This window comes from Marinobacter sp. KM021 (assembly GCF_050707965.1).
Classification (GTDB): Bacteria; Pseudomonadota; Gammaproteobacteria; order Pseudomonadales; family Oleiphilaceae; genus Marinobacter; species Marinobacter shengliensis.
Map to the genome: position 1 here is coordinate 888,792 of NZ_CP136129.1, position 23,540 is coordinate 912,331.

Consider the following 23,540-nt stretch of genomic DNA (forward strand, 5'->3'; position numbering starts at 1 on the left):
ATCAGTCCAATTGCATCTCTCGCCAGTGGCCGTCGCGCAGGGCTTCGATCGGGGTAAAGCGGGTTTTGTAGTTCATTTTCCGGCATTCTTTGATCCAGTACCCCAGATAAAGATGAGGCAATTCCCGCCGGCGGGCTTCTTCAATTTGCCAGAGCACGGCAAAGGTTCCCAGGCTCCGGTGTTCCAGTTCCGGGGCGAATATGGTGTAGATGGCCGACAGGCCATCATCCAGCAGATCCACGGCGGCCAGCCCCACCAGTTCACTGTCCAGGGAAATCTCCAGGAACCAGGAGTCTGTTGCCCCCTCTACCAGAAACGACATGAACTGCTCCCGGGAGGGTGGGTACATGTCTCCGTCCTCATGGCGTTCTTCTATATAGTGGGCATAGAGGCGATAGTAGTGCTCGCTGAAGGCGGCTGGCACCAGTCTGCAACTGAGGTCCTGGTTTTTGCGCAGCACCCGCCGTTGATTGCGATCAGGCTTGAACTCATCAACTTTCAGGCGAACAGGCACACAGGCATTGCAGTCTTCACAGTGGGGGCGGTAGTAATGTGAGCCGCTGCGACGAAAGCCAAGGGCCGTCAACTGGCTGTAGAGTTTCTTGTCGATGTGGGCCCGTGGGTCCACAAACATGGTGGTGGCTTCGCGGTCTGGCAGGTAGCTGCAATCATGGGCTGGTGTTGCAAAGAAAACCAGGGTTCTGAGGTTGCTCATTCATGCCTCCGGGCCGGGCCAGCGCCAGGTGAATGTCCAGTCTGGCTGATCCGCTTTCCGATCCACACATGCCCTGAGTATAGATAAAAATTCCGCCCGCGGGATAGCCCTGGCACCCATGCTCAGCAGGTGGCTGCTCTCAACCTGGCAGTCCATCATCTGGTAGCCCCAGACCGTCAGTTGGTTGGCAAGGTGTACCATGAGCACTTTGGAGGCATTGGTCTCCAGAGAAAACATCGACTCTCCGAAGAAGCATCGCCCCAGGGCCAGGCCGTACATGCCGCCAGCCAGCTCGCCCTGTTGATTCCAGATTTCAATGGAGTGGGCGATGCCTTGCCGGTGCAGCCTGGTGTACGCGGTGACCATGTCATCGGTGATCCAGGTGCCCTCGGCACGGGTATTGGCGCAAAGGCGGATGATCCGGCTGAAACACTGATCGGCGGTGACCTCGAAACGACGCTGGTTCAGGGTGCGCCGCAGGCTACGGGAGATATGAATCTCGTTGGGGAAGAGCACGCACCGTGGGTTGGGCGACCACCAGAGGATGGGCTGGTCGTCACTGAACCAGGGAAAGATGCCGTTGCGATAAGCCAGCAACAGTCGCTCTGATGACAGGTCGCCACCCAGGGCCAGCAGGCCGTCCGGGTCGTCCAGTGCTTCGTCTGCCGGGGGGAACCAGAGCTGATCCGGGTCCAGCCAGGGTAGCGACGTCATGTTGCGATTACCTGGATCAGTCCTGTTGATCCAGGAATTTTTCAGCATCCAGGGCGGCCATGCAGCCAAAACCGGCAGAAGTAACCGCCTGGCGGTATACATGATCAGCCACGTCGCCGGCGGCAAACACGCCGGGAATGCTGGTTTGGGTTGCCATGCCATTGAGCCCGGAATTGATGCGGATGTAACCGTTATCCATCTCGAGCTGGCTTTCAAACAGGCCGGTGTTGGGCTTGTGGCCAATGGCGATGAAGACACCGGCCAGTTCCATATCCTGAGTGCTGCCGTCTTCCATGCTCCGGATGCGCATGCCGGTAACGCCGGTGCCATCGCCCAGAACTTCGTCCAACGTATGGTTCCAGACAATCTTCACATTGCCGTTTTCTGCTTTCTCGAACAGTTTATCCTGCAGGATCTTCTCGGCTCGCAGTTTGTCCCTGCGATGAACCAGGGTCACCTCGTCAGCGATGTTGGAGAGATACAAAGCCTCTTCCACTGCCGTATTGCCGCCACCAATCACCGCGACTTTCTGTTTCCGGTAGAAAAAACCATCGCATGTGGCGCAAGCCGACACGCCCTGACCTTTAAACTTCTCCTCGGATTCCAGCCCGAGATACATGGCAGATGCGCCTGTGGCGATAATCAGGGCGTCACAGGTGTACTCTCCGCCATCACCTTTCAGGCGGAACGGGCGGTTGTTCAGGTCAGCTTCGTTGATGGTGTCGTAGATAATGTTGGTTTCGAAGCGTTCAGCATGCATCTGCATGCGCTGCATCAGTTCCGGGCCCTGAACGCCATCGTTATCACCCGGCCAGTTGTCCACATCGGTGGTGGTGGTGAGCTGACCGCCCACTTCAATACCGGTAATCAGTGTTGGGTTCAGGTTGGCGCGGGCAGCGTAGACGGCAGCGGTGTAACCGGCCGGGCCGGAACCAAGAATGATCAGTCGGGAGTGTCGGGTTTCGCTCATGGAATGCTCGCTGATATTTAGGATACAGGTTCAGCCCGGCCGTGCGGACTGTTGATTAATTAAGAAGCCGAAAGGCTACCATGAAATAACCAGGCTGCCATTCGTTTCCGATAATGCGGCCAATTAAGCTTTGCTATATGGGCATTGCGGAATTATTCAAGTACGGAGACGGTGGTCAGCAGCTGCCGGACCCTTTCTTTGCTTTTGCCGGACTCTCCCTGCTCAAGGCGATGCTCGGCAACAGATGGGAAAACCGCCTGGATATCGTCTGGCAACACATGGTTGCGGCCTGCCATCAGTGCCCAGGCTTTGGCGGCCCGGAGCAGACCGAGGCCAGCCCTCGGGGAAAGGCCGTACAGCAGGCCGGGCATGCGACGGCTTTGTTCGAGCAGACGCTGGAGGTAATCCAGCAGGGCCGGGCTGGCAGTGACCTCGTCCACGGCACCTTGTAGTGCCTGCAGTTGGTCGTGGGGGAGGATGGCCTGGAGCCTGTCTGTGAGGGTCTTGCGATCCTCGCCTTCCAGCAGTTCCCGCTCGGCCTTCGGATCCGGATACCCCAGGCGCAAGCGCATCAGGAAGCGGTCAAGCTGGGATTCGGGCAGCGGAAAGGTGCCGCCCTGTTCGATCGGGTTCTGGGTGGCAATCACGAAAAACGGCGAGGGCAGTGGCCGGGTTTCGCCCTCAATGGACACCTGTCGCTCTTCCATGGCTTCCAGCAACGCGCTCTGAGTACGGGGCGAGGCCCGGTTGATCTCGTCTGCCAGTACAACCTGGGCAAAAATCGGGCCCGGATGAAATACCAGGCTGCCGGCCTGCTTGTCATACATGGAATAGCCCAGAACATCGGCGGGTAGCAGATCGTTGGTGAACTGGATGCGCTGATAACTCAGGCCCATGATCTTGGCCAGGGCGTGGGACAGGGTGGTTTTGCCCATCCCGGGAATGTCCTCGATCAGCAGGTGGCCGCGGGCCAGTAATCCACACAGGGCCAGCCGAACCTGGGTGTCCTTGCCCAACAGTATTTTGTTGAGTTCGGTAACAACGCTGTCCATCTTTTGTTTCATGCAGGCCTCAGTCCAGTACCCGTTTCAGAATGTCTTCGTAGGCATCAATGCGACGATCACGGAGATACGGCCAGATGCGCCGAACGGATTCGGTGCGGCTGCGATCAAGTGTGGCGGTCAGGATGCACTCGCTCTGGTCATCCCCCCTGGCCAGGAACTCGCCCTGAGGGCCACAGATAAAGCTGTTACCCCAGAATCGAATGCCCTCGCCCTGGCCAGTGGGGTCAGGTTCGGTGCCAACCCGGTTGGGTGCAATAACGGGCAGGTTATTGGCGACGGCGTGGCCCCTTTGCACTGTGACCCAGGCCTCCAACTGCCGGGCCTGTTCGGCTGGGTCGTCGGTAATGTCCCAACCGATGGCGGTGGGGTAGATCAGGATATCAGCACCGGCCAGCGCCATCAGGCGGGCTGCCTCCGGGTACCACTGGTCCCAGCACACCAGAACGCCCAGTTTTCCGATTGAGGTGTTGATCGGGGTGAAGCCGCTGCGGCCATCATTGAACCTGGCATCACCGGGGGTGAAATAGAATTTCTCGTAGAAGCCCGGGTCATCGGGGATGTGCATCTTGCGGTAGATGCCAGCCAGGCTGCCGTCGGTATCAAACACCACCGAGGTATTGTGGTAGACGCCGTTCATGCGCCGTTCGAAGATGGAGCCGACCAGAACAATCTCCAGTTCGCCGGCGAGATCTGCCAGCCGGTTGCTGGTGGGGCCGGGAATGGGCTCCGCCAGTTCAAAAATGTCTGTGTCTTCTGTCTGGCAGAAATACAGCGTGGCATGCAACTCTTGCAGCACCACCAGTTGTGCGCCGCCCTTGGTGGCTTCACGGATCAGTTTCTCAGACGTGGCGAGGCTGGCGGCCTTGTCGTCGGTGCACTGTTGCTGGATGGCCGCAATCTTCAGCTGCGGGTTCTCGGGCCGGCTAGTCATAGAGTGACCACTCCTGCGGGAATCTGCATGGTGACACAGTGAAGGCTGCCGTGCTGCTGGATCAGCGGGCGGCAGTTGATCGCAACAATCTCCCGGTCAGGGAAAATGTCGGCCATGATTCGGATGGCTTCCTGATCCTGCGGTACATCGTACACAGGCAACAGAACCGCGCCATTGATGATCAGAAAGTTGGCGTAGGTGGCGGGCAGGCGCTCGCCGTCTTCATCATGGATGGCATCCGGCCAGGGCAGGGCAGTCAGTTGATAGGGGCTGCCATCCTTCTGCCGGAACTCCTGCAGTTCTTCTTCCATGGCTGCCAGTGCACTGTAGTGTTCATCGGCTACGTCCGGGCAGGTGACGTAGCAGATGTGGTCGGGGGCGCAGAATCGAGCCAGCGTGTCGATGTGGCTATCCGTATCGTCACCGGCCAGGTAGCCGTGGTTCAGCCAGAGAATCCGATCGGCCCCCAGAAGTTCCGACAGTAACTGTTCAATAGCCGAGCGGTCCATGGAGGGATTTCGGGACGGTGTCAGCATGCATTCGCTGGTGGTCAGGACCGTGCCCTGGCCGTCGGACTCGATGGAGCCGCCTTCCAGAACGAAGTCCACAGACTGCAAACGATGGCCGCCAAAGACGCCGGCATTCGCCAAGTGCTGGTTAAGCGCGTTGTCTTTTTCCCACGGAAACTTGCCACCCCAGGCGTTGAACCGGAAGTCCAGCAGGGTGAGGCCGTCGCCGGTGTCGACCGTTATCGGGCCATGATCCCGCGCCCAGGTGTCGTTAGCAGGTGCCGGGACGGTGATCACACGCCCCGGAAGGCCGTTCTCTTCTGCGAAATGGTTCAGTTCCTGGCCGAGTTTCTGCAGCCGTGCCACAAATTCACAACTGATCACCAGATGCTCAAATCGAAGCACCTGGTGAGCAATGTTCAGGAAGACAGGTTCAACCTCGTCCATTATCCGGGCCCAGTCAGTGCCCGGATGAGGCCAGGTCAACATGACTGCGCTCTGGGGCGCCCACTCCGCAGGCAACACTCGCTTGGATGTCACTGTATTTGTCACCTTGGTTCGCAAAAGCCGCCATTCTATCTGACCATTGCCACAACGTCAGGCCGTGGGCGGAAAAATGGGACCTTTGTCCGGAGGGGGATTAGCGGTTGCGCTTGACGACAGTGTGTAGCACCCGGTCGTGTTCGAAATAGACGATAAAATCGGAGTAGTGCCACTGGCTGATTGGAGGCTCACCTACTGGCCCCTGGATATCCTGAGGAGCGCCCCAGCGGTTGCGAACCGAGGCCTGGGTCATGCCGGTGGTCGGCAGGCTGACCTGGCTGCGATCGGCCTGGCTGCCAACGGGAATTTTCAGCTGTTCGGCCTGCAGGTTGGTTGCCAGGCCGGCAGACATAAGGGACGTCAGTGCCACGGCGGTAATCAGGTTTCGCTTGTTCTTCATTGGGTTCTCCATTAATGCCTGGTTCCCGCGAACGATACCGCAGGACATGGATAAAACGTAATATCCCGAAAAAACGGGCAAAAGTCAGTGTTTTTTCAAAGTTTACTCTTTTTGCCGCTGCCGGATTTGCCAACGCATCACATGGCGGGCAATTTGTTGGCGGCTACTGTCGTCAAGTTGAACGAACTCGGTGTGAACCCTTGCTCCGCCCCGATCATCTACCTCTGCGCTCAGAACTTCTGCAATGGCTTGAGGTTGATAGAGTTCCGGTGGCAGGGTCATACGTACCGCAATACGGTCGCCCTGGTTCCAGGCAGGGGTGCTGCTGAAAAACGACAGGCCACCCTCGCTGAGAGTCACATCCTGCCAGTCCTCCGGTTGCAACGGATTTTGCTCAAAGGCGATAATGCGCGCCAGCGTGTCGAGCTTGCTGTTCATGGATTTGATTAATCCGGTCAGTAGCCGGTCACGTTCCGCCAGGCTGGCGAGGTGTGCTTTTACGTCCTGGTCCAGCCGGCGGAATTCAGCTTTGAGGCTTTCCAGTGGCGATCCATTGAACGGATCATCCTGCTCGCTGTCAGCGTTCCCGGAGAGACGGCGGATTTCAAGGCCAATACGGTCCTCGATCCGGAAATACTCGCGTCGGTCGGCTTTGGCATCGGTGATCGGTGGCGTGATAGGCGAGCCTGGCATTCGGTCTCCGGCGGGCTGAAATTTTATTGGTAAAGAGTAGTTTAGCAGTTTCCCGGAGGCTCGCGAGTGATCCGGGGTACCAAACCACGACAGGCCAGAAGGTAGCGACAGGCACCTCCCCATGTTCAGACCCTTATCGTTCTATATCGGCTTGCGGTACACCGCAGCCAAGAGACGTAATCACTTTATATCCTTCATATCCCTGACTTCCATGCTCGGGCTGATGCTTGGCGTGGCGGTCCTGATCATCGTGTTGTCCGTTATGAATGGTTTTGACCGGGAATTGAAGCAGCGCATTCTGGGCATGGTGCCCCACGCCACGATTCAGGGGGCGTCGGGCCCGCTGGAAGACTGGGAAGAGATTGATCGCCGCGTACAGGAGCATCCACGGGTACTGGCGGCCGCGCCCTTTATCCAGGGCCAGGGCATGGTGACTGGCGGAGGTGATGTTCGGGGAGTGATGCTAAGCGGCATTGTGCCCGAGCAGGAAGCCACGGTATCGATCATTGAGAATCACTTCATTGAAGGCAACCTGGGTGAACTCAAGCCGGGAGAATTCGGCATTATCATCGGTCGGCTGATGGCCAACAGCCTCAGGCTCCAGGTCGGAGACAAACTGACGGTTGTCCTGCCCGAGGCTTCGGTAACCCCGGCCGGCGTACTGCCGAGACTCAAACGATTTACCGTCAAAGGCATATTCAGTGTCGGTGCCGAGCTGGATGGCAACTATGCGCTGATTCATATGGATGATGCGGCCCGCCTGATGCGAACCGGTGGCCGTGCTGAGGGCGTGCGCCTGCTCGTGGATGACCTGTTCGCGGCCCCGCGCGTGGTCAACCAGGTTGCGCAGGATCTGGGGGGGCGTTACTACGTGTCTGACTGGACCCGTACTCACGGCAACCTTTTCCAGGCTATCCGGATGGAAAAGACCATGATTGGCCTGTTGCTGATGTTCATTGTGGCCGTGGCCGCTTTCAATATTGTTTCCACCCTGGTCATGGTAGTCACCGACAAAACCGCAGACATCGCGATTCTGCGAACCATGGGGGCGACACCCGGGCGCATTATGCGAATTTTCATCATTCAGGGCGCTGTAATAGGTATCTTTGGAACCCTGATGGGAACCGCGCTCGGAATCTTCGGAGCCCTGAATATCAGTGGTTTCATTTCCTGGCTTGAGGGACTGATGGGGCATCAATTCCTGAGTGCCGACGTCTACTTCATCAGTTACCTGCCGTCCCAGTTGCAGTGGCAGGATGTGGCCATTATCAGCAGCGCCGGAATGGTGATGAGCCTGCTGGCAACCATCTACCCGGCATGGCGGGCATCCAGGGTCGAACCGGCAGAGGCGTTACGTTATGAGTGAAGTAGAAATGACCACCAGCAAGCCTTTGGTCATCGACTGCCGCCAGGTTACCCGAACCTACGACCAGGGCCCCGAGACATTGACGATTTTCTCCGACATTTCCCTGGAAGTGTCGGCAGGCGAAACCGTTGCCATCGTGGGCAGCAGTGGTGCTGGCAAAACCACGTTGCTGAATCTGCTTGGCGGCCTGGACCGGCCATCATCCGGCCAGATTCATATCTGTGGTGAGGATATTCACCGGTTGTCGGAGGCCGGCCGGGCACGTTTCCGCAATGGCCACCTCGGCTTTGTCTACCAGTTCCATCATCTGTTGCCGGAGTTCACCGCGTTGGAAAATGTGATGATGCCCTGCGCACTGGGCGGTCAGTCGCTGGCTGTGGCCAGGCAGAAAGCCGAAGCATTGCTGGACCGGGTTGGCCTGGGCAAGCGATTGAAGCATAAGCCTTCCGAGCTGTCTGGCGGTGAGCGCCAGCGGGTGGCCATTGCCCGGGCACTGGTCAACGAGCCCCAATGTGTGTTGATGGACGAGCCAACCGGTAATCTGGACGAGCATACCGGCGAGGGTATCAGGGCTCTGATTGAGGATTTGAGAGAGCAGTCTGGCATTGCCTTTGTGATGGTCACCCACGATATGCGAATGGCGCGGAGTCTCGGTCGGGTGTTGCGACTTGAGCAAGGGCGATTGGTTCAGGAGGCCTGATTGCGGGTCTTCTTGCAGGCTCTTCTCGAGAAGCGCCGAACCTGCCAGTCTGTGCGGATTTTACGCCGCCAAAGGTACTGGATGATCAAATAGGCGCTGCAACCCGCAGCGGTCGCCACCACAATTGACCCAACATAGAGCGGCACGCCAATCTCCATCAGGCGGCTGCTCAGCCAGGACCAGGAGAGCTGGAATTCGAAAGCCAGCACGGGGCGGTCCAGAATCCAGGCGCCTACTTTGTAGTTGAAGTAAAAGATGGGCGGCATGGTCAACGGATTGCTGATCCAGACCAGGGCGACGGACAACGGCAGGTTGGCATTGATCCAGATGGCCATGCCTGCTGCCGCCGCCATCTGGAATGGCATCGGGATAAAACTGAGAAATAGCCCGATCAGGAAGGCGCGAGACACACTGTGCCGGTTGATGTGCCACAGGTTGGGTTCATGAAGGATATCGCCCAGAAAGCGCAACGATTCGATGGATTGCACTTTTTCCGGGGAAGGCAGATACCGTTTCATGAACTTCTTGGGCATAGGAAGTTCGGCCTGTTGCTTCGGAATGGATAACTTCCGGCACCCTGAGCGCGCCGGGCTAATGCACTGGAGGACAAGGATTGTCCGGTCTGATTCATACTCACCAAACGCCTGAACACAGCGTAGTCGGCGCGCCCGGCATTGTCGCGTTCTCGTGCGGCGTTATCTTACTGTATCAACTAACGCTTTTACCACCGCCCGGGTGGCTGTTTCTGGCGGGATTATTGCTCGTGGGCATTTCCGTTCTGGCCAGGCAGAAAGTCCTGCAGCGTATTATCCTGCTATTGGTGCTGGTTTTACTGGGGCTGGCCTGGGCAAGCTGGCATTCAGAAGCCCGCTTAGCGGAACGCTTGCCGGGTGACATCGAAGGCAAGCGCGTGGAACTGTCCGGTTATGTCTGTGAGCTACCACAAGCCGGCAGTTTCGACAGCTTGCGCTTCAGTATTTGTGGTGTCAGCTGGGCAGAAGAAGTTCAGCAGAGTGCCGGCCAGCTGCTACCCGGCCGGATTCGCCTTTCCTGGTATGGCCGGAATGATCAGGCGCTGCCCGGCCATCGGCTGAGGCTTGAGGTGGTCCTTAAACGGCCGCACGGCAACCTGAATCACGAGGGGTTTCGCTATGAGGATTGGCTGTTCAGGAAAGGTTACCGGGCAACCGGAAGCGTTCGGGCGGTCGCCCTGGACCAAGATGTTCATTGTAGCTGGCATTGCCGGTACCACGCCTGGCATCAAACAGTCGCTGAGCAGGTTCATCGGCATTTTTCCGATGCCAGTGAATACCCATTGATTGCCTCGTTACTGATCGGCCACCGCGGTTATCTCACTGATCGGCATTGGCAAACGCTTCGGGCGACGGGCACGATTCACCTGGTGGCAATATCAGGATTGCATTTGGGACTGGTGGCGGTTGGTGCCGGCCTGGTTGCCCGCCGATTCACCATGTCAGTGCCGGCACACTGGCTGGATGAGCGGCGCAGGCGAATCGCAGGCTTTGCGTTGGTTATCCTGTGTTGCCTGTTCTATGCACTGGTTGCCGGGTTTACCGTGCCAACCCGCCGAGCCTTGATCATGGTTCTGGTTGGCGGCTGGTATCTGCTTCTGGCCCGCGAGGCCAGTGTCTGGCGGCCATTCTGCTCAGCCTTGCTTCTGGTGCTGTTGCTTGACCCGTTCGCGCCGCTGGATCAGGGGTTCTGGTTGTCCTTTGGTGCGGTGGCAGTTTTGCTGGCGATATTCAGCGGGCGCCTGGCAGGCCCCGGCTGGCTCAAGGGCCTGGTATTGGCACAGGTAGCGGTTTTTGCGGGCTTGTGGCCATTGTTGTCCGGGCTTGGGCAAAGCCAGCCGCTGGCCGGTTTGGTGGCAAACCTGGTGGCGATTCCCTGGGTATCGCTGGTTGTGATGCCGGTGCTGTTCGCAGGTGCTTTGTTGGTGCTGGTGTCTGGTGGCGCGGTGACGGGTTGGGTAAGTTCGCTGCTCGATGCAGTACTGGGCCCGTTGATGGCCTGGCTGCAGTGGGTGGAGCAACTGGCGGCTCCAGTGTCCGTATTAACGCCAGAGGCATCACCCTTTTTGCTGGCATTGTTGGCGGCTGTCGTCGTTCTGCTGCTGCGTTTCCCTGACAGGGTTTTTCGCCTGATGACCGTGGCGTTAGTCGGGGCCTGGGCGGTCACGGCGGTGCTGACAAGGCCTGCCGCCATTAACCCAGAGGTGGTGGAGCCGGAAATTCGTGTCTGGGATGTCGGCCAGGGTCTGTCTGTTCTGGTGCGTGTGGGGCGCAAGGCACTGGTTTACGACACAGGGCCGGAAGTACGGGGTGTGTTTTCGGCTGTTGACTCGACACTGCTTCCGAACCTCCGGGCCCTGGGGATTAACAAACTTGATCGTCTGATAATCAGCCACGGTGACAGTGACCACGCCGGTGGCCTGGTACAGTTGGTACAAGCCGTAGAGGTGGGGCAGATACAGAGCGGTGAGCCGGAAGTCGTGGCCGGGATTCTGGACGAAGTGCCGGGGAAATCGGTAGGACAGTGTCGGTCAGAGCCGTTCGAGTGGCATGGGGTGGTGTTCGAATTCTGGCAGTCCCAAGCCGACCACTCCGGAAATGATGCATCCTGTGTGGTCCGGGTTCACCATCCTGCAAGCGGTTCTGACGTGCTACTCACAGGGGATATCAGTAAGCGGGTAGAGGCAGAGATGCTTGCCCCCGGCGCGGTGCCGTGGTTGCGCAAGGCAGTGGATTTCCGCTTGGTTCTTGCGCCGCACCACGGCAGCAAAACATCGTCCTCTGCACCGTGGATCGATCGTGTCGCGCCCGACTGGGTAATCTACACAGCGGGCTATCGGCATAGATACGGGCACCCCCATCCTGATGTGGTGGCCCGGTACCAGCTGGCGAATGCTCGCCCACTCAATACCGCCTGCTCCGGAGAGATCGTCATTACCTTGAGTAAGCATGGCCCGAAAATCAGTGAGCTACGCCACACTGTTCCGTTTTGGATCCAGGGGCCGGGGCTGACCCGTGACCAATGTAAAATACCGTGACATTCCGGGTGTGGCCTGAACCGGCAGCTATGCTAAAGTAGCGCGGCTTGTAATTAATCAGGGAGATCAAGCGTGTTCGAGCTGTTGAAAGCCGGTGGCATCCTGATGGTGCCCATTGTTGCCTGTTCCATCCTGGCGCTTGCCATTGTTCTGGAGCGATTCTGGACTCTGCGAGCCTCCAGGGTAGCGCCCCCGCAATCGATTAACGAACTCTGGCGCTGGATCAAGAAAAAAGAACTGAACGGGCGCAAGCTCAAGGCGCTTCAGGGCTCATCACCCCTGGGCCGTATACTCGCTGGCGGGCTGATCAACGCCAAGCACGGCCGGGAGATCATGAAAGAGAGCATTGAGCACGAAGCCAGCCAGGTCATCCATGATCTGGAACGCTTCCTGAACCCCCTCGGTACCATTGCCACGATTACTCCGCTGCTGGGCTTGCTGGGCACGGTGATCGGTATGATCAAAGTATTTGCGGAGATTCAGCTGGCGGGCGTGGGTAACGCCGGTAATCTCGCTGGCGGTATTTCGGAAGCGCTGATCACCACGGCCGCGGGCCTGAGCGTGGCTATTCCCGCCCTGATTTGTCATCGCTACTTCATTCGTCGCGTTGATGAGCTGGTCGTTAACATGGAGCAGGAAGCCATCAAGCTGGTGGAAGTGGTTCATGGCGACCGTGAAATCGACGTGGAAGGAGCCTGAACACCGTGAAGTTCAAGCGCCAGAGAAGCCAGGAGGTCGGGGTTGACCTGACGCCACTGATCGATGTGGTGTTCCTGTTGCTGATTTTCTTTATGGTGTCTACCACCTTTACCCGGGAAAGCCACCTGCAGGTGGATTTACCCGAGGCGAGCGGCGAACCGGTTTCGCCCTCTGAGGTAAGACAGATCGATGTGGTGATCAATGCTGAGGGCCAGTACATCCTGAACGAGAGGACCCTGGTCAATAATCGGCGTGAAACCCTTGAGCGGGGTGTCAGGGAATTAGCTGAGGGAGACAACAGCTTGCCGTTTATCATTACGGCCGATGCCAGAACTCCCCATGAATACGTTGTGCGCGCCATGGATGTGGCCGGCCGCCTGGGGTTTGCGAAACTGAGCATAACCACAGAGCGGGAGGCTGAGAATCCGTGATCGATGCAAGGCCGGAACCTCTGAAGGTACCGCCAACCGGAAGCTGGGCAACCTACAAGCGATTGCTCGCCTACGTGAAACCCTTCTGGTTCGCGTTCTCCCTGGCGGTGCTGGGGAACATTATCTATGCTGCGGCCTCCACAGGCATGGCGGCTGCCATGGAGTATGTGATTACCGCCATTGAGAATCCGACGGATCAGAACCGGTTGTTCTTGACGGGCCTGATTGTCGGCATTTTCGCCTTGCGGGGGGTGGGCACCTTTTTCAGTCAATACTTCATCAGTTACGTCGGGCGGCAGGTCATCAATGCCCTCCGTAATGATGTGTTCGATCGCCTGATGACACTGCCGTCGCGGTATTATGATGACAATGCCTCGGGCAGGTTGGTGTCCAAGCTTACCTTCAATGTGGAGCAGGTGGCCGAGGCCTCAACCAACGCCATCACCATCACCCTCCGCGAAGGCCTGACCATCGTCGGCTTGCTTGGCTTTATGCTGTATACCAACTGGAAGCTGACCCTGGTGTTCCTGACCGTGGGGCCGGTGATCGGGTTGGTGGTGAATTACGCCAGCAAGCGCTTTCGCCGAATCAGTAAGCGTATTCAGGGGTCGATGGGTGATATCACCCATGTGGCTTCAGAATCCATCTCCGGTTACAGGGTGGTGCGAACCTTTGGGGGGGAAGACTACGAACGTGAACGCTTCCGGGAAGTCAGCGACCAGAACCTCAAACAAAGCCTGAAAATGGCCTCTACTCAGGCCATCAGCGTGCCGGTCATCCAGGTGTTGGTAGCTATCGCCATTGCCGCGCTGGTCTGGACCATGTTGTCTCCGGAAATCCGTGGTGAGATGAGTACCGGCCAGTTAATCGCCTTCATTACCGCGGCGACGACCATGGCCAAGCCCATTCGCCAGGTAACCTCGGTGCACGCCAAGATTCAGAAGGGCGTGGCTGCGGCCTATGACGTGTTTGAAACCATGGACGAGCAGCCAGAGGAAGATCGCGGCGAATACACCCCAGAGCGTGTGGAAGGCCATATTGAGTTCGATAAGGTGTGCTTCCGCTATCGTGATCAACTGGATAATGTCCTGGACGGCATTTCAGTGAGCGTGCCGGCCGGGCAGAGTGTGGCACTGGTCGGCCGTTCGGGCAGTGGTAAATCGTCTATGGTCAGCCTGCTACCCCGATTCTATGAGTACACCGAGGGTGACATCCGAATCGATGGCAGGTCTCTCAAGGAGTTCTCGCTCAAGGGTTTGCGTTCCCAGATTGCTCTGGTGAACCAGAACGTGGTGCTGTTCAACGACACCATTGCCGCCAACATCGCCTACGGTGCCTTGCGCAACTGCAGTCGTGAAGAAATCCGGGAAGCCGCCGCCAAGGCTCATGCCCTGGAGTTTATCGACCGGATGCCGGAAGGCCTGGATACCATGATCGGGGATAACGGTGTGATGTTGTCTGGCGGCCAGCGCCAGCGCCTGGCTATTGCCCGGGCACTGCTGAAGAACGCCCCGATCCTGATCCTTGATGAGGCCACCTCGGCACTGGATACAGAGTCGGAGCGGCATATTCAGGAAGCCCTTGAGACGGTGATGCAAGGCCGGACGACGCTGGTCATTGCCCACCGCCTGTCCACCATCGAAAAGGCGGACCGGATACTGGTGATGGACAAAGGCCATATTGTCGAATCCGGCACGCATGAGGAATTGCTGGCGGCAGATGGCGCCTATGCCCAGTTGCATCAGATCCAGTTCAGCGAGCATGCATGAGCAGCAGCCGCATTGACCGCTTATGGTATGGCCAGGGCAAGCCCCTGGCCATCCTCGGTCCATTGGCCTGGCTGTACCGTGTGGTGTCTGAATCGAAACGCCGGAAAGCCTGGCAGGCCCGCAATGAAAGCTTACCCGTGCCGGTCGTAGTGGTTGGCAATATCACCGCAGGTGGTACCGGCAAATCCCCCCTGACTGCCCGGCTGGTGCAACGCATGAAGCAGGACGGCTGGCATCCGGTTATCCTGAGCCGGGGCTACGGCGGCAAAAGCGATCATTATCCTCTGTTGGTAAAAGACACCACGCCGGCATCGGTCTGCGGTGATGAGCCGCTGATGCTGGCGCTGGCCACGGGGTGCCCGGTGGTGGTCGATCCCGACCGTTGTCGCGGTGGGCACTGGGCCCTGGAGCAGGCACTCGGCGACGTCCTGATCTGTGATGATGGCTTGCAGCATTACCGCTTGCCCAGGGATATTGAACTGGCGGTTTTCGATGCCGGCCGGGGCATTGGTAACGGTGCCCTGATTCCGGTGGGCCCCCTGCGCGAACCGGTAACACGGCTCTCGAGTGTGGATTTTGTGATTCTCAATGGTGAAGCGTTCCCGCCGTCGGGTCAGCAGATCGACGAGTTTGCCGGCGTTGCGCACCCCGAGATCCATGCCATGTCACTGCAGCCGGCGTCGTTGGTGAACCTGAACTCCGGGGAGACTTTGGCGCCCTCAGCACTCGGGGGCCGGTCAGTGCGTGCGGTTGCCGGAATAGGCAACCCGGGACGTTTCTTTGACACACTGAGGAACCTGGGCGCACAGGTCACCGAAGCGGCTTTTCCCGATCATCACCGCTTCCGCCCGGAAGACCTTGGTTCCAGCGCTGGCGAGTGGCTGGTCATGACCGCGAAAGATGCGGTCAAATGCCAGGGTTTTGCCCCCGACAACGCCTGGGTATTGACGGTGGATGCCTGTCTGTCGGAACCTTTTGAACATCGCTTTCTGGAACGGCTCAGGGCATGCTCTGGGCAGTTGCATCAACAAAATACTGAGAGAACCAACCATGGATAAGAAACTGTTGGCCATGCTTGCCTGCCCGGTGTGCAAGGGTGAACTCAAGCTCAACGATGCCCGTACCGAGCTGATCTGTTACCAGGACGCCATGGCGTTTCCGATTCGTGAGGGAATTCCTGTCATGCTGGCCGTAGAGGCCCGTACCCTGAGTACTGACGAACGGCTTGATAAGCACTGACACACCCGCCAGCAGGACGCATCAGCATGTCATTTACCGTTGTCATCCCCGCCCGCTACGCATCCAGCCGGTTACCCGGTAAACCTCTGGCCATGATTGCCGGCAAACCGATGATCCAGCACGTATGTGAACGCGCCCAGGAAAGTCGGGCGAGCAGGGTCGTGGTTGCCACCGACGATCAGCGCATTGAGGCAGCGTGCCAGGCATTCGGTGCCGAGGTAGTCATGACGTCACCACACCACGCCAGTGGAACGGACCGGCTTGAGGAGGTTGCCCGAAAACTGGGGCTGGACCCGGACCACCGGGTGGTTAACGTCCAGGGTGACGAGCCGCTGATACCGCCGGCGCTGATCAACCAGGTGGCCGATAATCTCGACTACTACCCTGAAGCCAGCATTGCCACCCTGTGCGAGCGTATCCACGACGCCCGGCAGGTATTCAACCCGAATGTGGTGAAGGTGGTGTTCGATAGCCGGGGCATGGCGCACTACTTCAGTCGAGCACCCATCCCCTGGGCGCGGGACTTCTGGCCCGCCAACGCGTCGGTGGCGGACGTAGACTTACCCGAAGGCATTGGTTACTTCCGGCACATTGGCATTTATGGCTACCGTGCCAGTGTGCTCAGCCAGTTTGTCAGCTGGCCGCCGGCACCGACAGAACAGGTGGAAGCGCTGGAACAGCTCCGGGCCTTGTATAACGGTGCTCACATCCACGTGGATATTGCTGATCGACCGCCCGCACCGGGCGTCGATACCGAAGAGGATCTGGCCCGGGTGCGGGCTTTGATAGAAGCAGGAGGAGGTTATGCCTGACCAGGTCAGTGTGTTGTTTGTTTGTCTGGGTAACATCTGTCGTTCGCCAACGGCGGAAGGGGTGTTCCGGCAACTGGTCACTGAGCAGGGAATGACAGAACACCTGCACATTGACTCCTGTGGCACCGGTAACTGGCATATTGGTAAATCACCGGATGCCCGGGCCATGGCGGCGGCAGACCGTCGCGGTGTTGATATCAGTGACCTTAGGGCCAGGCAGATCAAGGCTGAAGACCTGGACCGGTTTGATTACGTGTTGGTGATGGATAGGCAGAACCTGGCCGATGTCAGGGATATCTGGCACCAGAATGGCGGCACCGAACCTCGCCTTTTTCTTGAGTTTGGTGAGTCCGGCCAGGCCGAGGTGCCGGATCCATACTACGGCGGTGAGGACGGTTTTGAACGAGTGCTTGACCTGATTCACGAAGCCAGTCAAGGCTTACTGGAGGATATCCGGGGGCGATTGGCTTGAATGGCGCGCTGAGGGTCACCGAGCATGCTGATCTGCGTGAGCTGAACACACTCGCGATTGCGGCACGGGCTCGTTATTTGATCCGGATTGCCGGCGTGGATGACCTGACCGCGGCACTGGCCTGGGCTGAGGCCCGAGATCTGGACACCCTGATTCTCGGCGGTGGCAGTAACCTTGTGTTTGCCGGCGATTTTGACGGTGCCGTCCTGCACATACAGATTCGGGGCCGGCATTGGGAAAAAGTAAACGGTGACGACGCCGTACTGGTTCTGGGCGCTGGTGAGAACTGGCATGAGGCGGTTTTATACGCTGCCCGTTCGGGTTACCGGGGCATAGAAAACCTGGCGCTGATTCCCGGCACTGCCGGCGCTGCGCCGGTGCAGAACATTGGTGCCTACGGTGTTGAGCTTGGCGATACCCTGGTAAGTGTGACAGCTTTGGATCGTGTTACCCGGGGTGTGGTTACCCTGGCCGCCGGCGATTGCCAGTTTGGATACCGTGACAGCCTGTTCAAACGGCAGCCTGGCCGCTACATCATCCTTGAGCTTAGACTAAAGCTTTCCCGATCCTTGCCATTAAAGCTGGATTACCGGGATCTTCAGGATTATCTCGGGGATACCGATATCAACGCCCTTACGCCTCTGGAGGTTGCGGAAGCGGTGATGGCGGTGCGGCACCGCAAGCTGCCGGATCCCGCCGTCTTGCCTAACGCGGGCAGCTTCTTCAAGAATCCGGTGATCAATCAGGTGGCGTTTGAAAGGTTGCAGGAGCGCTTTCCCGACGTGGTGTTCTATCCGGTAGAGCAGGGTGTCAAACTGGCTGCGGCCTGGTTGATTGACCAGGCTGGCTGGAAAGGCTTTCGCAATACCCGGGTGGGTGTTCATAACCGCCAGGCCCTGGTCCTGATCAACCACTCGGGGGGCTCTGGTGCCGAGGTGCTGGCGCTGGCGGACGAGGTGCGCCGGTCTGTGCAGGAAACCTTCGGGGTTGAGCTTGAAATGGAACCGGGGGTCGTTGGCGCCCGTTAGAGTGGCTGGTCAGAAAACCGCCCGGCTGCCCTTGCAGGCAGCCCAAGCGATGATCGAGCGGCCTCAGAGGCCGCCCTTCGGGGAGGCTTTCACCAGGAACGCCAGCGCTTCTTCCACCGGGATGTCCTGTTTCTCTTCATCGCGGCGGCCCTTGTACTCCAGGGTGCCGGCGGTCAGCCCGCGCTCTGAAATCACGAACCGGTGAGGAATGCCCATCAATTCCATATCGGCGAACTTCACGCCCGGGCGTTCGTTACGGTCATCCAGCAGTACGTCGTAACCCGCCTGGCGCAACTGGCTGTATAGTTTCTCGCCAGCTTCGGCCACTACCGCATTCTTGTGGGCATTGAGAGTAACAATGGCCACCTGGAACGGAGCGATGGCGTCTGGCCAGATGATGCCCTTGTCGTCATGGTTCTGTTCGATAGACGCGGCCACAATGCGGGAAACGCCGATGCCGTAGCAGCCCATTTCCATGATCACCGTCTTGCCGTTTTCATCCAGAACGGTGGCGTTCATGGCGGAGCTGTACTTGTTACCCAGTTTGAAGATGTGGCCGACCTCGATACCACGGCGGATCTCCAGGGTACCCTTGCCATCCGGGCTGGGATCACCTTCCTCCACGTTGCGCAGGTCTTCTACCCGGCCCAGGGGTACGTCGCGCTCCCAGTTAACACCGGTCAGGTGGTAGTCGTCCTTGTTGGCACCACACACGAAGTCTGCAAGGTGGGCAGCGCTGCGGTCGACGATCACAGGCACAGCCAGGTTGACCGGGCCGATAGAGCCGGGTTTGCAGCCAATGGCCTTTTCGATTTCTTCTTCGGTGGCCATGGTCAGCGGCTCGGCAATGCCGTTCAGGTTTTCTGCCTTGATGTCATTCAGGGTGTGATCGCCCCGGAGAATCAGTGCAACCAGGCCGGACTCGCCGTTCTCGTCGGCTTCACCTTTGACCAGCAGGGTCTTCACGCTGCGCTCTGCCGGCAGGCCGAGGAACTGGGAAACGGCTTCGATGGTTTTCTGGCCTGGCGTGTGCACTTCGGTCATGGCCTCGCCGGGCGCCGGGCGCTCGCCCGCAGGGGCAATGGCTTCGGCTTTTTCGATGTTGGCGGCGTAATCGCTTTCAGTACTGAACACGATGGCGTCTTCGCCGGAGGATGCCAGCACATGGAACTCGTGGGAGGCACTGCCACCAATGGCACCGGAATCCGCCTGCACCGGCCGGTAATCCAGCCCGAGGCGATCAAAGATGTTGCAGTAGGTCTGGTGCATGACCTGGTAGGTGTCATCCAGCGAAGCTGCGTTCAGGTGGAAGGAGTAGGCGTCCTTCATAATGAACTCGCGGGCACGCATAACGCCGAAGCGGGGGCGGCGCTCATCACGGAACTTGGTCTGGATCTGATAAAAGTTAGCCGGCAGTTCCTTGTAGCTTTTCAGCTCGTTGCGGATCAGGTCGGTGATGACCTCTTCGTGGGTCGGGCCAAAGCAGAAGTCCCGGCCGTGGCGGTCATTCATGCGCAGCAGTTCTCCACCATACTGCTCCCAGCGACCGGATTCCTGCCAGAGTTCGGCAGGCTGTACCGCTGGCATCAGAACTTCCTGGGCGCCACTTTTGTCCATCTCTTCGCGAACAATTCGTTCCACCTTACGCAGGGTGCGCAGGCCCATGGGCAACCAGGTGTAGAGGCCGGCGGCCAGCTTCCGGATCATTCCGGCGCGCAGCATCAGCTGATGGCTGATAATCTCTGCATCTGAAGGTGTCTCTTTCTGGGTGGCAATCAGGTAACGGCTTGCTCGCATCGTGTCTTCCGCTTTATTGAAAAGTGGGGGTTAAGACTAATTGGCAGGGCATCTGGCCTGCTTCTGCCTTTCTTTGTCGTAAAGTGGACGTTATTGTACGGAGCCTGCTTCACAAGGTACAGATGATGACTAACGAATCTATCGACGTAACACCTCGCCGGCGACCGGTTCAGGCGCGCAGTCGGGAGCGGGTGAGCAATATCCTCAGCCATGCCGCGGCCATTTTTCATGAGAATGGTGTGGATGGCACCAGTATGTCTGCCATTGCCCGGCAGTCTGGCATGTCGTTAGCCTCCCTATACCGATATTTTCCGAACAAGGCGGCCATCGTTCATGCCATTGCTGAGGGGCATGTCGAGAAAATGGAAACCGCGATGCGGGAAAAGCTGCCAGAGCTGAGCCTGCATGACGCCGTGGACGTGCTGATTGATCAGTTCTACGACTTCTACCGCACCGAACCTGCCTATTCGGCAATCTGGAGCGGCGTCGAGTCCATGCCAGAACTTCGGGAGCTGGACCTGCGGGAACTCTACAGCAACGCTCGAGACCTGGATGCCAGGCTCCAGCAGGAGTACCCGGCACTGCCGAAAGAACGCAGCTGGACCGCCAGCCTGTTATTGCCACGATCTGCCGGAACCATCCTCAGGCTTGCGGCCACCCTGCCGGACGAACAGGGCCAGCAGTTGGTGGTGGAATTGAAATGTATGGCCAGGGCTTACCTGGCAGAGCTGGCCCGTCAGGAAAGATAACCCAGGGGCAGGGCGGTACTGTCGATCACTCTCCGCAGTACAAAGCTGGAGTGCACACCACTGACCCCCTGGATACGGGTAATGCGGTTCAGCAGGAACTGGTGGTAATGATCCATGTCTGGCACCACGACTTTCAGCATGTAATCGGCAGTCTGGCCGGTGATCAGATAACACTCCTGAACCTCTGGAAAGGCCGCCACCTGCTCCTCGAAAGCGGCAAACCGCTCTGGCGTATGGCGGTCCATGCCGATCAGGATGATGGCGGTCAGCGATAACCCCAGTTTCTTGTGGTCCAGAATGGTCACGGTGCGCACGATGATGCCCGCTTCTTCAAGCGCCCGTACCCGACGCAGGCAGGGGGAGGGTGAAAGCCCGACTTTCTCCGCCAGTTGCTGGTTGGTCAGTGATCCGTCTTTCTGCAATTGTTCCAGGATTTTCCGGTCAGTTTTGTCAATTCTGACCAGTGTCTTTTCATTGTCCGCAATCATATGTCGTTAATCCATTTAAGCTGGCAATAATTAGCTTATGGATAGTCGTTTTGAGCTAAAATAGCAACCAAATAGCGTCGTTTGGGCGTTACACTCTCTCCATTGATACGAACAGCGAAAGGAATGTTCCATTATGGCCTTTGATCATCGTAAATACGTCGCCTTCAAACCGGTTGCCAAGAAAGACCGCCGCTGGCCGGACCAGGTTATCGAGAAAGCACCCACCTGGTGCGCCGTTGACCTGCGCGATGGCAATCAGTCGCTGATCAAGCCCATGTCTGTCGCCCAAAAGCAGCGCCTGTTCGATTTGCTGGTCAAGCTGGGCTTCAAGGAAATCGAGATTGGTTTTCCAGCCGCCAGCCAGCCGGATTTTGATTTCTGTCGCAAGCTGATCGAAGAAAACCGGATTCCGGACGATGTGAAGATTCAGGTGCTGACCCAGGCCCGCCCGGAACTGATTGAACGCACTTACGAGGCTTTGCAGGGCGCAAAACAGGCTATCGTGCACGTGTACAACTCGACGTCTACCGTGCAGCGGGAGCAGGTATTTGGTCTCGATCGAGCCGGCATCCGAGAGATTGCTGTCAACGGCGCCACCCTGGTGAAAGAGATCGCAGCCCGTTACCCGGACACCGACTGGACTTTCCAGTATTCCCCGGAGAGCTTCACCGGCACCGAGCTGGACTTCGCTGCGGAAGTGATTGATGCGGTGACCGACGTGTGGCGTCCTGATCAGGGGCAGCCGGTGATTATAAATCTGCCGGCAACCGTAGAGATGTCTACCCCCAACGTGTTTGCTGACCAGGTGGAGTGGATTTGCGAAAACATCCGGTATCGCGAATACATCAGCATCAGCTTGCATACCCATAACGATCGGGGTTGTGCGGTGGCTGCGGCTGAGCTCGGCGTGATGGCCGGCGCTGATCGGATCGAAGGTACCCTGATGGGCAACGGGGAGCGCACTGGCAACATGGATCTGGTGACCATGGCCATGAACCTGTATTCGCAGGGCATTGATCCGACCCTGGACTTGTCCGGCATGGCGGAAATTACCGAGGTGGTGGAAGCCTGTACCGAGATTTCTACCCACCCGCGCCATCCGTATGCTGGCGAGCTGGTGTTTACCGCCTTCTCTGGAAGCCATCAGGATGCCATTCGCAAGTGCCTGGCCCGCCGCAACGAAGGCGACGCCTGGAACGTGGCCTACCTGCCCATCGATCCGTTCGATGTGGGGCGTCGCTATGAAGAGGTGGTTCGTATCAACAGCCAGTCTGGCAAGGGTGGCGTCGCTTATGTGCTGGAGCGGGACTATAACATTACCCTGCCGCGCTGGTTGCAGATCGAATTCAGTAAAGTGGTCCAGAAAGAAGCCGAGACAAACGGAGGGGAGATTGACTCCCACACCATCCACCGCCTGTTCGAAGATCGCTACCTGAAGGTTCATGAAGACTGGTCACTGCGTTCCTACGATCTGCATCGGGACGAAGAGGGTGTTCGTGCCGAAGTGGTGGTCGGTAGCGACACTTCTCCCGTGACCTTTGAAGGCCGCGGCCTGGGTGCGGTTGAAGCGGTGTCTGACGGCCTGACCAAGCGCTTTGGCGTCACGGTGGCGGTAGAGGCATACGATGAGTTTGCCCTGGGCGAGGGCACCAACGCCAATGCCTTGGCCTGTATTCGCCTGACCGCCAATGGTCAGCATTGCAGCGCAGCGGCCCTGGCGGAAGATACCACCTCGGCAACCCTGCAGGCGCTGTTTTCAGCAGTGGCTCAGGCGGTGGGTACGGATATGCCGGCAGCAAAGACGCCGGAAGCGGCGGAAGCGGTCTGATAGCCGGTTCTGTCTACGCCAGAACGCAGAACGGCCGGCAAAGTTGCCGGCCGTTCTGTTTTCCGTCTGCCCGTGAGGGGCATCCGGCGGTAAACCTTTGCCCTTACAGAGGGGTTACGTTTTCCGCCTGGGGGCCTTTGGGTCCCTGAGTAACGGTAAACTGCACCTGCTGACCTTCTGTCAGGGTACGGAAACCGTTGGAGTTGATTGCACTGTAGTGAACGAAAACGTCACTGCCGCCTTCCTGGGCAATAAAGCCAAAGCCCTTGGATTCGTTGAACCACTTCACGTGGCCAGTTTTGGTATCGGACATCGATCTTTCCTGTCTTTCTGAAAATTTGCCCTCACGGGACCTTCTTGTTTCGCACAGACTCTGGATCCATACAAACGCGGTTTCCGCCTGAGCGGAAGCCGTCGATGCTGAGTCGTCCGGAGCGTACTGAGGAAGGGGCAACGCGAAGCCTGGGCAGGACGTTGTAGCGCATTCGTCAAATACCGCTGCAGAAGAGCACAGCAATTTTCAGTATAGACCGACTTTGGGGGGCGTCAATTG

Annotated in this window: 25 protein-coding genes; 13 read left to right on the plus strand and 12 right to left on the minus strand. The window is 58.3% G+C overall.

The genetic code is table 11. The annotated features are described in order from the left end of the window. Window position 1 precedes the first annotated feature (1 nt). From RVM24_RS04170 to RVM24_RS04205, 8 genes are all read right to left on the minus strand, one after another. Window positions 2-715 carry an arginyltransferase gene (locus RVM24_RS04170; RefSeq protein WP_230712464.1) on the minus strand — a complete coding sequence of 238 codons (714 nt, stop codon included), beginning with the start codon at window positions 713-715 and terminating at the stop codon, window positions 2-4. Continuing rightward, complete coding sequence (gene aat, locus RVM24_RS04175) at window positions 716-1,429, minus strand: leucyl/phenylalanyl-tRNA--protein transferase (RefSeq protein ID WP_230712462.1); 714 nt, start codon at window positions 1,427-1,429, stop codon at window positions 716-718. Window positions 1,430-1,445: 16 nt separating this feature from the next. Beyond that, window positions 1,446-2,399 carry a thioredoxin-disulfide reductase gene (trxB, locus tag RVM24_RS04180; protein WP_230712460.1) on the minus strand — a complete coding sequence of 318 codons (954 nt, stop codon included), beginning with the start codon at window positions 2,397-2,399 and terminating at the stop codon, window positions 1,446-1,448. Between the two features lie 152 nt (window positions 2,400-2,551). Next, on the minus strand, window positions 2,552-3,463 hold the full coding sequence (locus RVM24_RS04185; RefSeq protein WP_061330998.1) for an AAA family ATPase: 912 nt from the start codon (window positions 3,461-3,463) through the stop codon (window positions 2,552-2,554). A gap of 7 nt (window positions 3,464-3,470) precedes the next feature. Further along, window positions 3,471-4,394: a carbon-nitrogen hydrolase gene (locus RVM24_RS04190; protein WP_061330999.1), complete on the minus strand. Its 924-nt coding sequence runs from the start codon at window positions 4,392-4,394 to the stop codon at window positions 3,471-3,473. Then, the gene (locus tag RVM24_RS04195) at window positions 4,391-5,443 is read right to left on the minus strand and encodes an agmatine deiminase family protein (protein ID WP_082780493.1); all 1,053 of its coding nucleotides are present in this window, start codon (window positions 5,441-5,443) and stop codon (window positions 4,391-4,393) included. The genes RVM24_RS04190 and RVM24_RS04195 overlap by 4 nt, the downstream gene beginning before the upstream one ends. A 100-nt stretch (window positions 5,444-5,543) precedes the next feature. Beyond that, window positions 5,544-5,846 (minus strand): hypothetical protein, encoded by a 303-nt coding sequence (locus tag RVM24_RS04200; RefSeq protein ID WP_061331001.1) that lies wholly within the window; start codon window positions 5,844-5,846, stop codon window positions 5,544-5,546. Window positions 5,847-5,948: 102 nt separating this feature from the next. After that, window positions 5,949-6,539 (minus strand): PilZ domain-containing protein, encoded by a 591-nt coding sequence (locus RVM24_RS04205; RefSeq protein ID WP_061331002.1) that lies wholly within the window; start codon window positions 6,537-6,539, stop codon window positions 5,949-5,951. Window positions 6,540-6,660: 121 nt separating this feature from the next. Here RVM24_RS04205 and RVM24_RS04210 point away from each other — a divergent pair, with 121 nt between their 5' ends. Next, on the plus strand, window positions 6,661-7,905 hold the full coding sequence (locus tag RVM24_RS04210; RefSeq protein WP_374786749.1) for a lipoprotein-releasing ABC transporter permease subunit: 1,245 nt from the start codon (window positions 6,661-6,663) through the stop codon (window positions 7,903-7,905). Then, window positions 7,898-8,605, plus strand: a complete 708-nt coding sequence (locus tag RVM24_RS04215) for an ABC transporter ATP-binding protein (RefSeq protein WP_061331004.1) — start codon at window positions 7,898-7,900, stop codon at window positions 8,603-8,605. Before RVM24_RS04210 ends, RVM24_RS04215 begins: the two co-directional genes overlap by 8 nt. Here the strand turns inward: RVM24_RS04215 and RVM24_RS04220 are convergent. Continuing rightward, window positions 8,593-9,138 (minus strand): DUF2062 domain-containing protein, encoded by a 546-nt coding sequence (locus RVM24_RS04220; RefSeq protein WP_061331005.1) that lies wholly within the window; start codon window positions 9,136-9,138, stop codon window positions 8,593-8,595. The two genes, RVM24_RS04215 and RVM24_RS04220, sit on opposite strands and share 13 nt — an antisense overlap. Before the next feature lie 80 nt (window positions 9,139-9,218). Between RVM24_RS04220 and RVM24_RS04225 the strand changes: the two genes are divergently transcribed. The 9 genes from RVM24_RS04225 to murB all read left to right on the plus strand — a co-directional run bounded on the left by RVM24_RS04225 (window position 9,219) and on the right by murB (window position 18,125). Further along, window positions 9,219-11,675, plus strand: coding sequence for a DNA internalization-related competence protein ComEC/Rec2 (locus RVM24_RS04225; RefSeq protein ID WP_431475002.1), 2,457 nt, complete (start codon window positions 9,219-9,221; stop codon window positions 11,673-11,675). A gap of 72 nt (window positions 11,676-11,747) precedes the next feature. Then, a complete protein-coding gene (locus RVM24_RS04230) occupies window positions 11,748-12,374 on the plus strand; it encodes a MotA/TolQ/ExbB proton channel family protein (RefSeq protein WP_058089566.1) in 627 nt (208 codons plus the stop codon). 5 nt (window positions 12,375-12,379) lie between these two features. Beyond that, a complete protein-coding gene (locus RVM24_RS04235) occupies window positions 12,380-12,805 on the plus strand; it encodes an ExbD/TolR family protein (protein ID WP_058089567.1) in 426 nt (141 codons plus the stop codon). Continuing rightward, on the plus strand, window positions 12,802-14,574 hold the full coding sequence (gene msbA / locus RVM24_RS04240) for a lipid A export permease/ATP-binding protein MsbA (protein ID WP_106695575.1): 1,773 nt from the start codon (window positions 12,802-12,804) through the stop codon (window positions 14,572-14,574). Before RVM24_RS04235 ends, msbA begins: the two co-directional genes overlap by 4 nt. Then, a complete protein-coding gene (lpxK, locus tag RVM24_RS04245; RefSeq protein ID WP_230712456.1) occupies window positions 14,571-15,632 on the plus strand; it encodes a tetraacyldisaccharide 4'-kinase in 1,062 nt (353 codons plus the stop codon). Before msbA ends, lpxK begins: the two co-directional genes overlap by 4 nt. Further along, window positions 15,625-15,813, plus strand: coding sequence for a Trm112 family protein (locus RVM24_RS04250; RefSeq protein WP_011785222.1), 189 nt, complete (start codon window positions 15,625-15,627; stop codon window positions 15,811-15,813). Before lpxK ends, RVM24_RS04250 begins: the two co-directional genes overlap by 8 nt. A gap of 26 nt (window positions 15,814-15,839) precedes the next feature. Then, window positions 15,840-16,625, plus strand: coding sequence for a 3-deoxy-manno-octulosonate cytidylyltransferase (gene kdsB / locus RVM24_RS04255; protein WP_106695577.1), 786 nt, complete (start codon window positions 15,840-15,842; stop codon window positions 16,623-16,625). Then, window positions 16,618-17,097, plus strand: a complete 480-nt coding sequence (locus RVM24_RS04260) for a low molecular weight protein-tyrosine-phosphatase (protein ID WP_058089572.1) — start codon at window positions 16,618-16,620, stop codon at window positions 17,095-17,097. Before kdsB ends, RVM24_RS04260 begins: the two co-directional genes overlap by 8 nt. Further along, entirely contained in the window at window positions 17,094-18,125 is a 1,032-nt protein-coding gene (gene murB / locus RVM24_RS04265; protein ID WP_286921738.1) for a UDP-N-acetylmuramate dehydrogenase, read from the plus strand. The genes RVM24_RS04260 and murB overlap by 4 nt, the downstream gene beginning before the upstream one ends. Before the next feature lie 63 nt (window positions 18,126-18,188). On the opposite strand, the gene RVM24_RS04270 is transcribed toward murB, so the two are convergent. Beyond that, the gene (locus tag RVM24_RS04270; RefSeq protein ID WP_431475003.1) at window positions 18,189-19,922 is read right to left on the minus strand and encodes a proline--tRNA ligase; all 1,734 of its coding nucleotides are present in this window, start codon (window positions 19,920-19,922) and stop codon (window positions 18,189-18,191) included. Between the two features lie 125 nt (window positions 19,923-20,047). On the opposite strand from RVM24_RS04270, the gene RVM24_RS04275 reads away from it, so the two are divergent. After that, the gene (locus RVM24_RS04275; protein ID WP_431475004.1) at window positions 20,048-20,671 is read left to right on the plus strand and encodes a TetR/AcrR family transcriptional regulator; all 624 of its coding nucleotides are present in this window, start codon (window positions 20,048-20,050) and stop codon (window positions 20,669-20,671) included. Here the strand turns inward: RVM24_RS04275 and RVM24_RS04280 are convergent. Beyond that, window positions 20,659-21,159 carry an Lrp/AsnC family transcriptional regulator gene (locus tag RVM24_RS04280; RefSeq protein ID WP_431475005.1) on the minus strand — a complete coding sequence of 167 codons (501 nt, stop codon included), beginning with the start codon at window positions 21,157-21,159 and terminating at the stop codon, window positions 20,659-20,661. The genes RVM24_RS04275 and RVM24_RS04280 overlap by 13 nt on opposite strands. A gap of 133 nt (window positions 21,160-21,292) precedes the next feature. Here RVM24_RS04280 and leuA point away from each other — a divergent pair, with 133 nt between their 5' ends. Beyond that, window positions 21,293-22,987 carry a 2-isopropylmalate synthase gene (leuA, locus tag RVM24_RS04285; protein WP_431475006.1) on the plus strand — a complete coding sequence of 565 codons (1,695 nt, stop codon included), beginning with the start codon at window positions 21,293-21,295 and terminating at the stop codon, window positions 22,985-22,987. 103 nt (window positions 22,988-23,090) lie between these two features. Here leuA and RVM24_RS04290 read toward each other — a convergent pair whose 3' ends face one another. Continuing rightward, a complete protein-coding gene (locus RVM24_RS04290; RefSeq protein ID WP_058089577.1) occupies window positions 23,091-23,300 on the minus strand; it encodes a cold-shock protein in 210 nt (69 codons plus the stop codon). Window positions 23,301-23,540: the final 240 nt, after the last annotated feature.

Coding starts and splice junctions, on each gene's coding strand:
- RVM24_RS04290 (WP_058089577.1), bottom strand. CDS start 23,300: ATGTCCGATACCAAAACTGGCCACGTGAAGTGGTTCAACGAATCCAAG.
- RVM24_RS04280 (WP_431475005.1), bottom strand. CDS start 21,159: ATGATTGCGGACAATGAAAAGACACTGGTCAGAATTGACAAAACTGAC.
- RVM24_RS04210 (WP_374786749.1), top strand. CDS start 6,661: ATGTTCAGACCCTTATCGTTCTATATCGGCTTGCGGTACACCGCAGCC.
- RVM24_RS04190 (WP_061330999.1), bottom strand. CDS start 4,394: ATGACTAGCCGGCCCGAGAACCCGCAGCTGAAGATTGCGGCCATCCAG.
- RVM24_RS04260 (WP_058089572.1), top strand. CDS start 16,618: ATGCCTGACCAGGTCAGTGTGTTGTTTGTTTGTCTGGGTAACATCTGT.
- RVM24_RS04185 (WP_061330998.1), bottom strand. CDS start 3,463: ATGAAACAAAAGATGGACAGCGTTGTTACCGAACTCAACAAAATACTG.
- kdsB (WP_106695577.1), top strand. CDS start 15,840: ATGTCATTTACCGTTGTCATCCCCGCCCGCTACGCATCCAGCCGGTTA.
- RVM24_RS04270 (WP_431475003.1), bottom strand. CDS start 19,922: ATGCGAGCAAGCCGTTACCTGATTGCCACCCAGAAAGAGACACCTTCA.
- leuA (WP_431475006.1), top strand. CDS start 21,293: ATGGCCTTTGATCATCGTAAATACGTCGCCTTCAAACCGGTTGCCAAG.
- trxB (WP_230712460.1), bottom strand. CDS start 2,399: ATGAGCGAAACCCGACACTCCCGACTGATCATTCTTGGTTCCGGCCCG.
- RVM24_RS04275 (WP_431475004.1), top strand. CDS start 20,048: ATGACTAACGAATCTATCGACGTAACACCTCGCCGGCGACCGGTTCAG.
- aat (WP_230712462.1), bottom strand. CDS start 1,429: ATGACGTCGCTACCCTGGCTGGACCCGGATCAGCTCTGGTTCCCCCCG.
- RVM24_RS04200 (WP_061331001.1), bottom strand. CDS start 5,846: ATGAAGAACAAGCGAAACCTGATTACCGCCGTGGCACTGACGTCCCTT.
- lpxK (WP_230712456.1), top strand. CDS start 14,571: ATGAGCAGCAGCCGCATTGACCGCTTATGGTATGGCCAGGGCAAGCCC.
- RVM24_RS04220 (WP_061331005.1), bottom strand. CDS start 9,138: ATGCCCAAGAAGTTCATGAAACGGTATCTGCCTTCCCCGGAAAAAGTG.
- RVM24_RS04215 (WP_061331004.1), top strand. CDS start 7,898: ATGAGTGAAGTAGAAATGACCACCAGCAAGCCTTTGGTCATCGACTGC.
- RVM24_RS04170 (WP_230712464.1), bottom strand. CDS start 715: ATGAGCAACCTCAGAACCCTGGTTTTCTTTGCAACACCAGCCCATGAT.
- RVM24_RS04205 (WP_061331002.1), bottom strand. CDS start 6,539: ATGCCAGGCTCGCCTATCACGCCACCGATCACCGATGCCAAAGCCGAC.
- RVM24_RS04250 (WP_011785222.1), top strand. CDS start 15,625: ATGGATAAGAAACTGTTGGCCATGCTTGCCTGCCCGGTGTGCAAGGGT.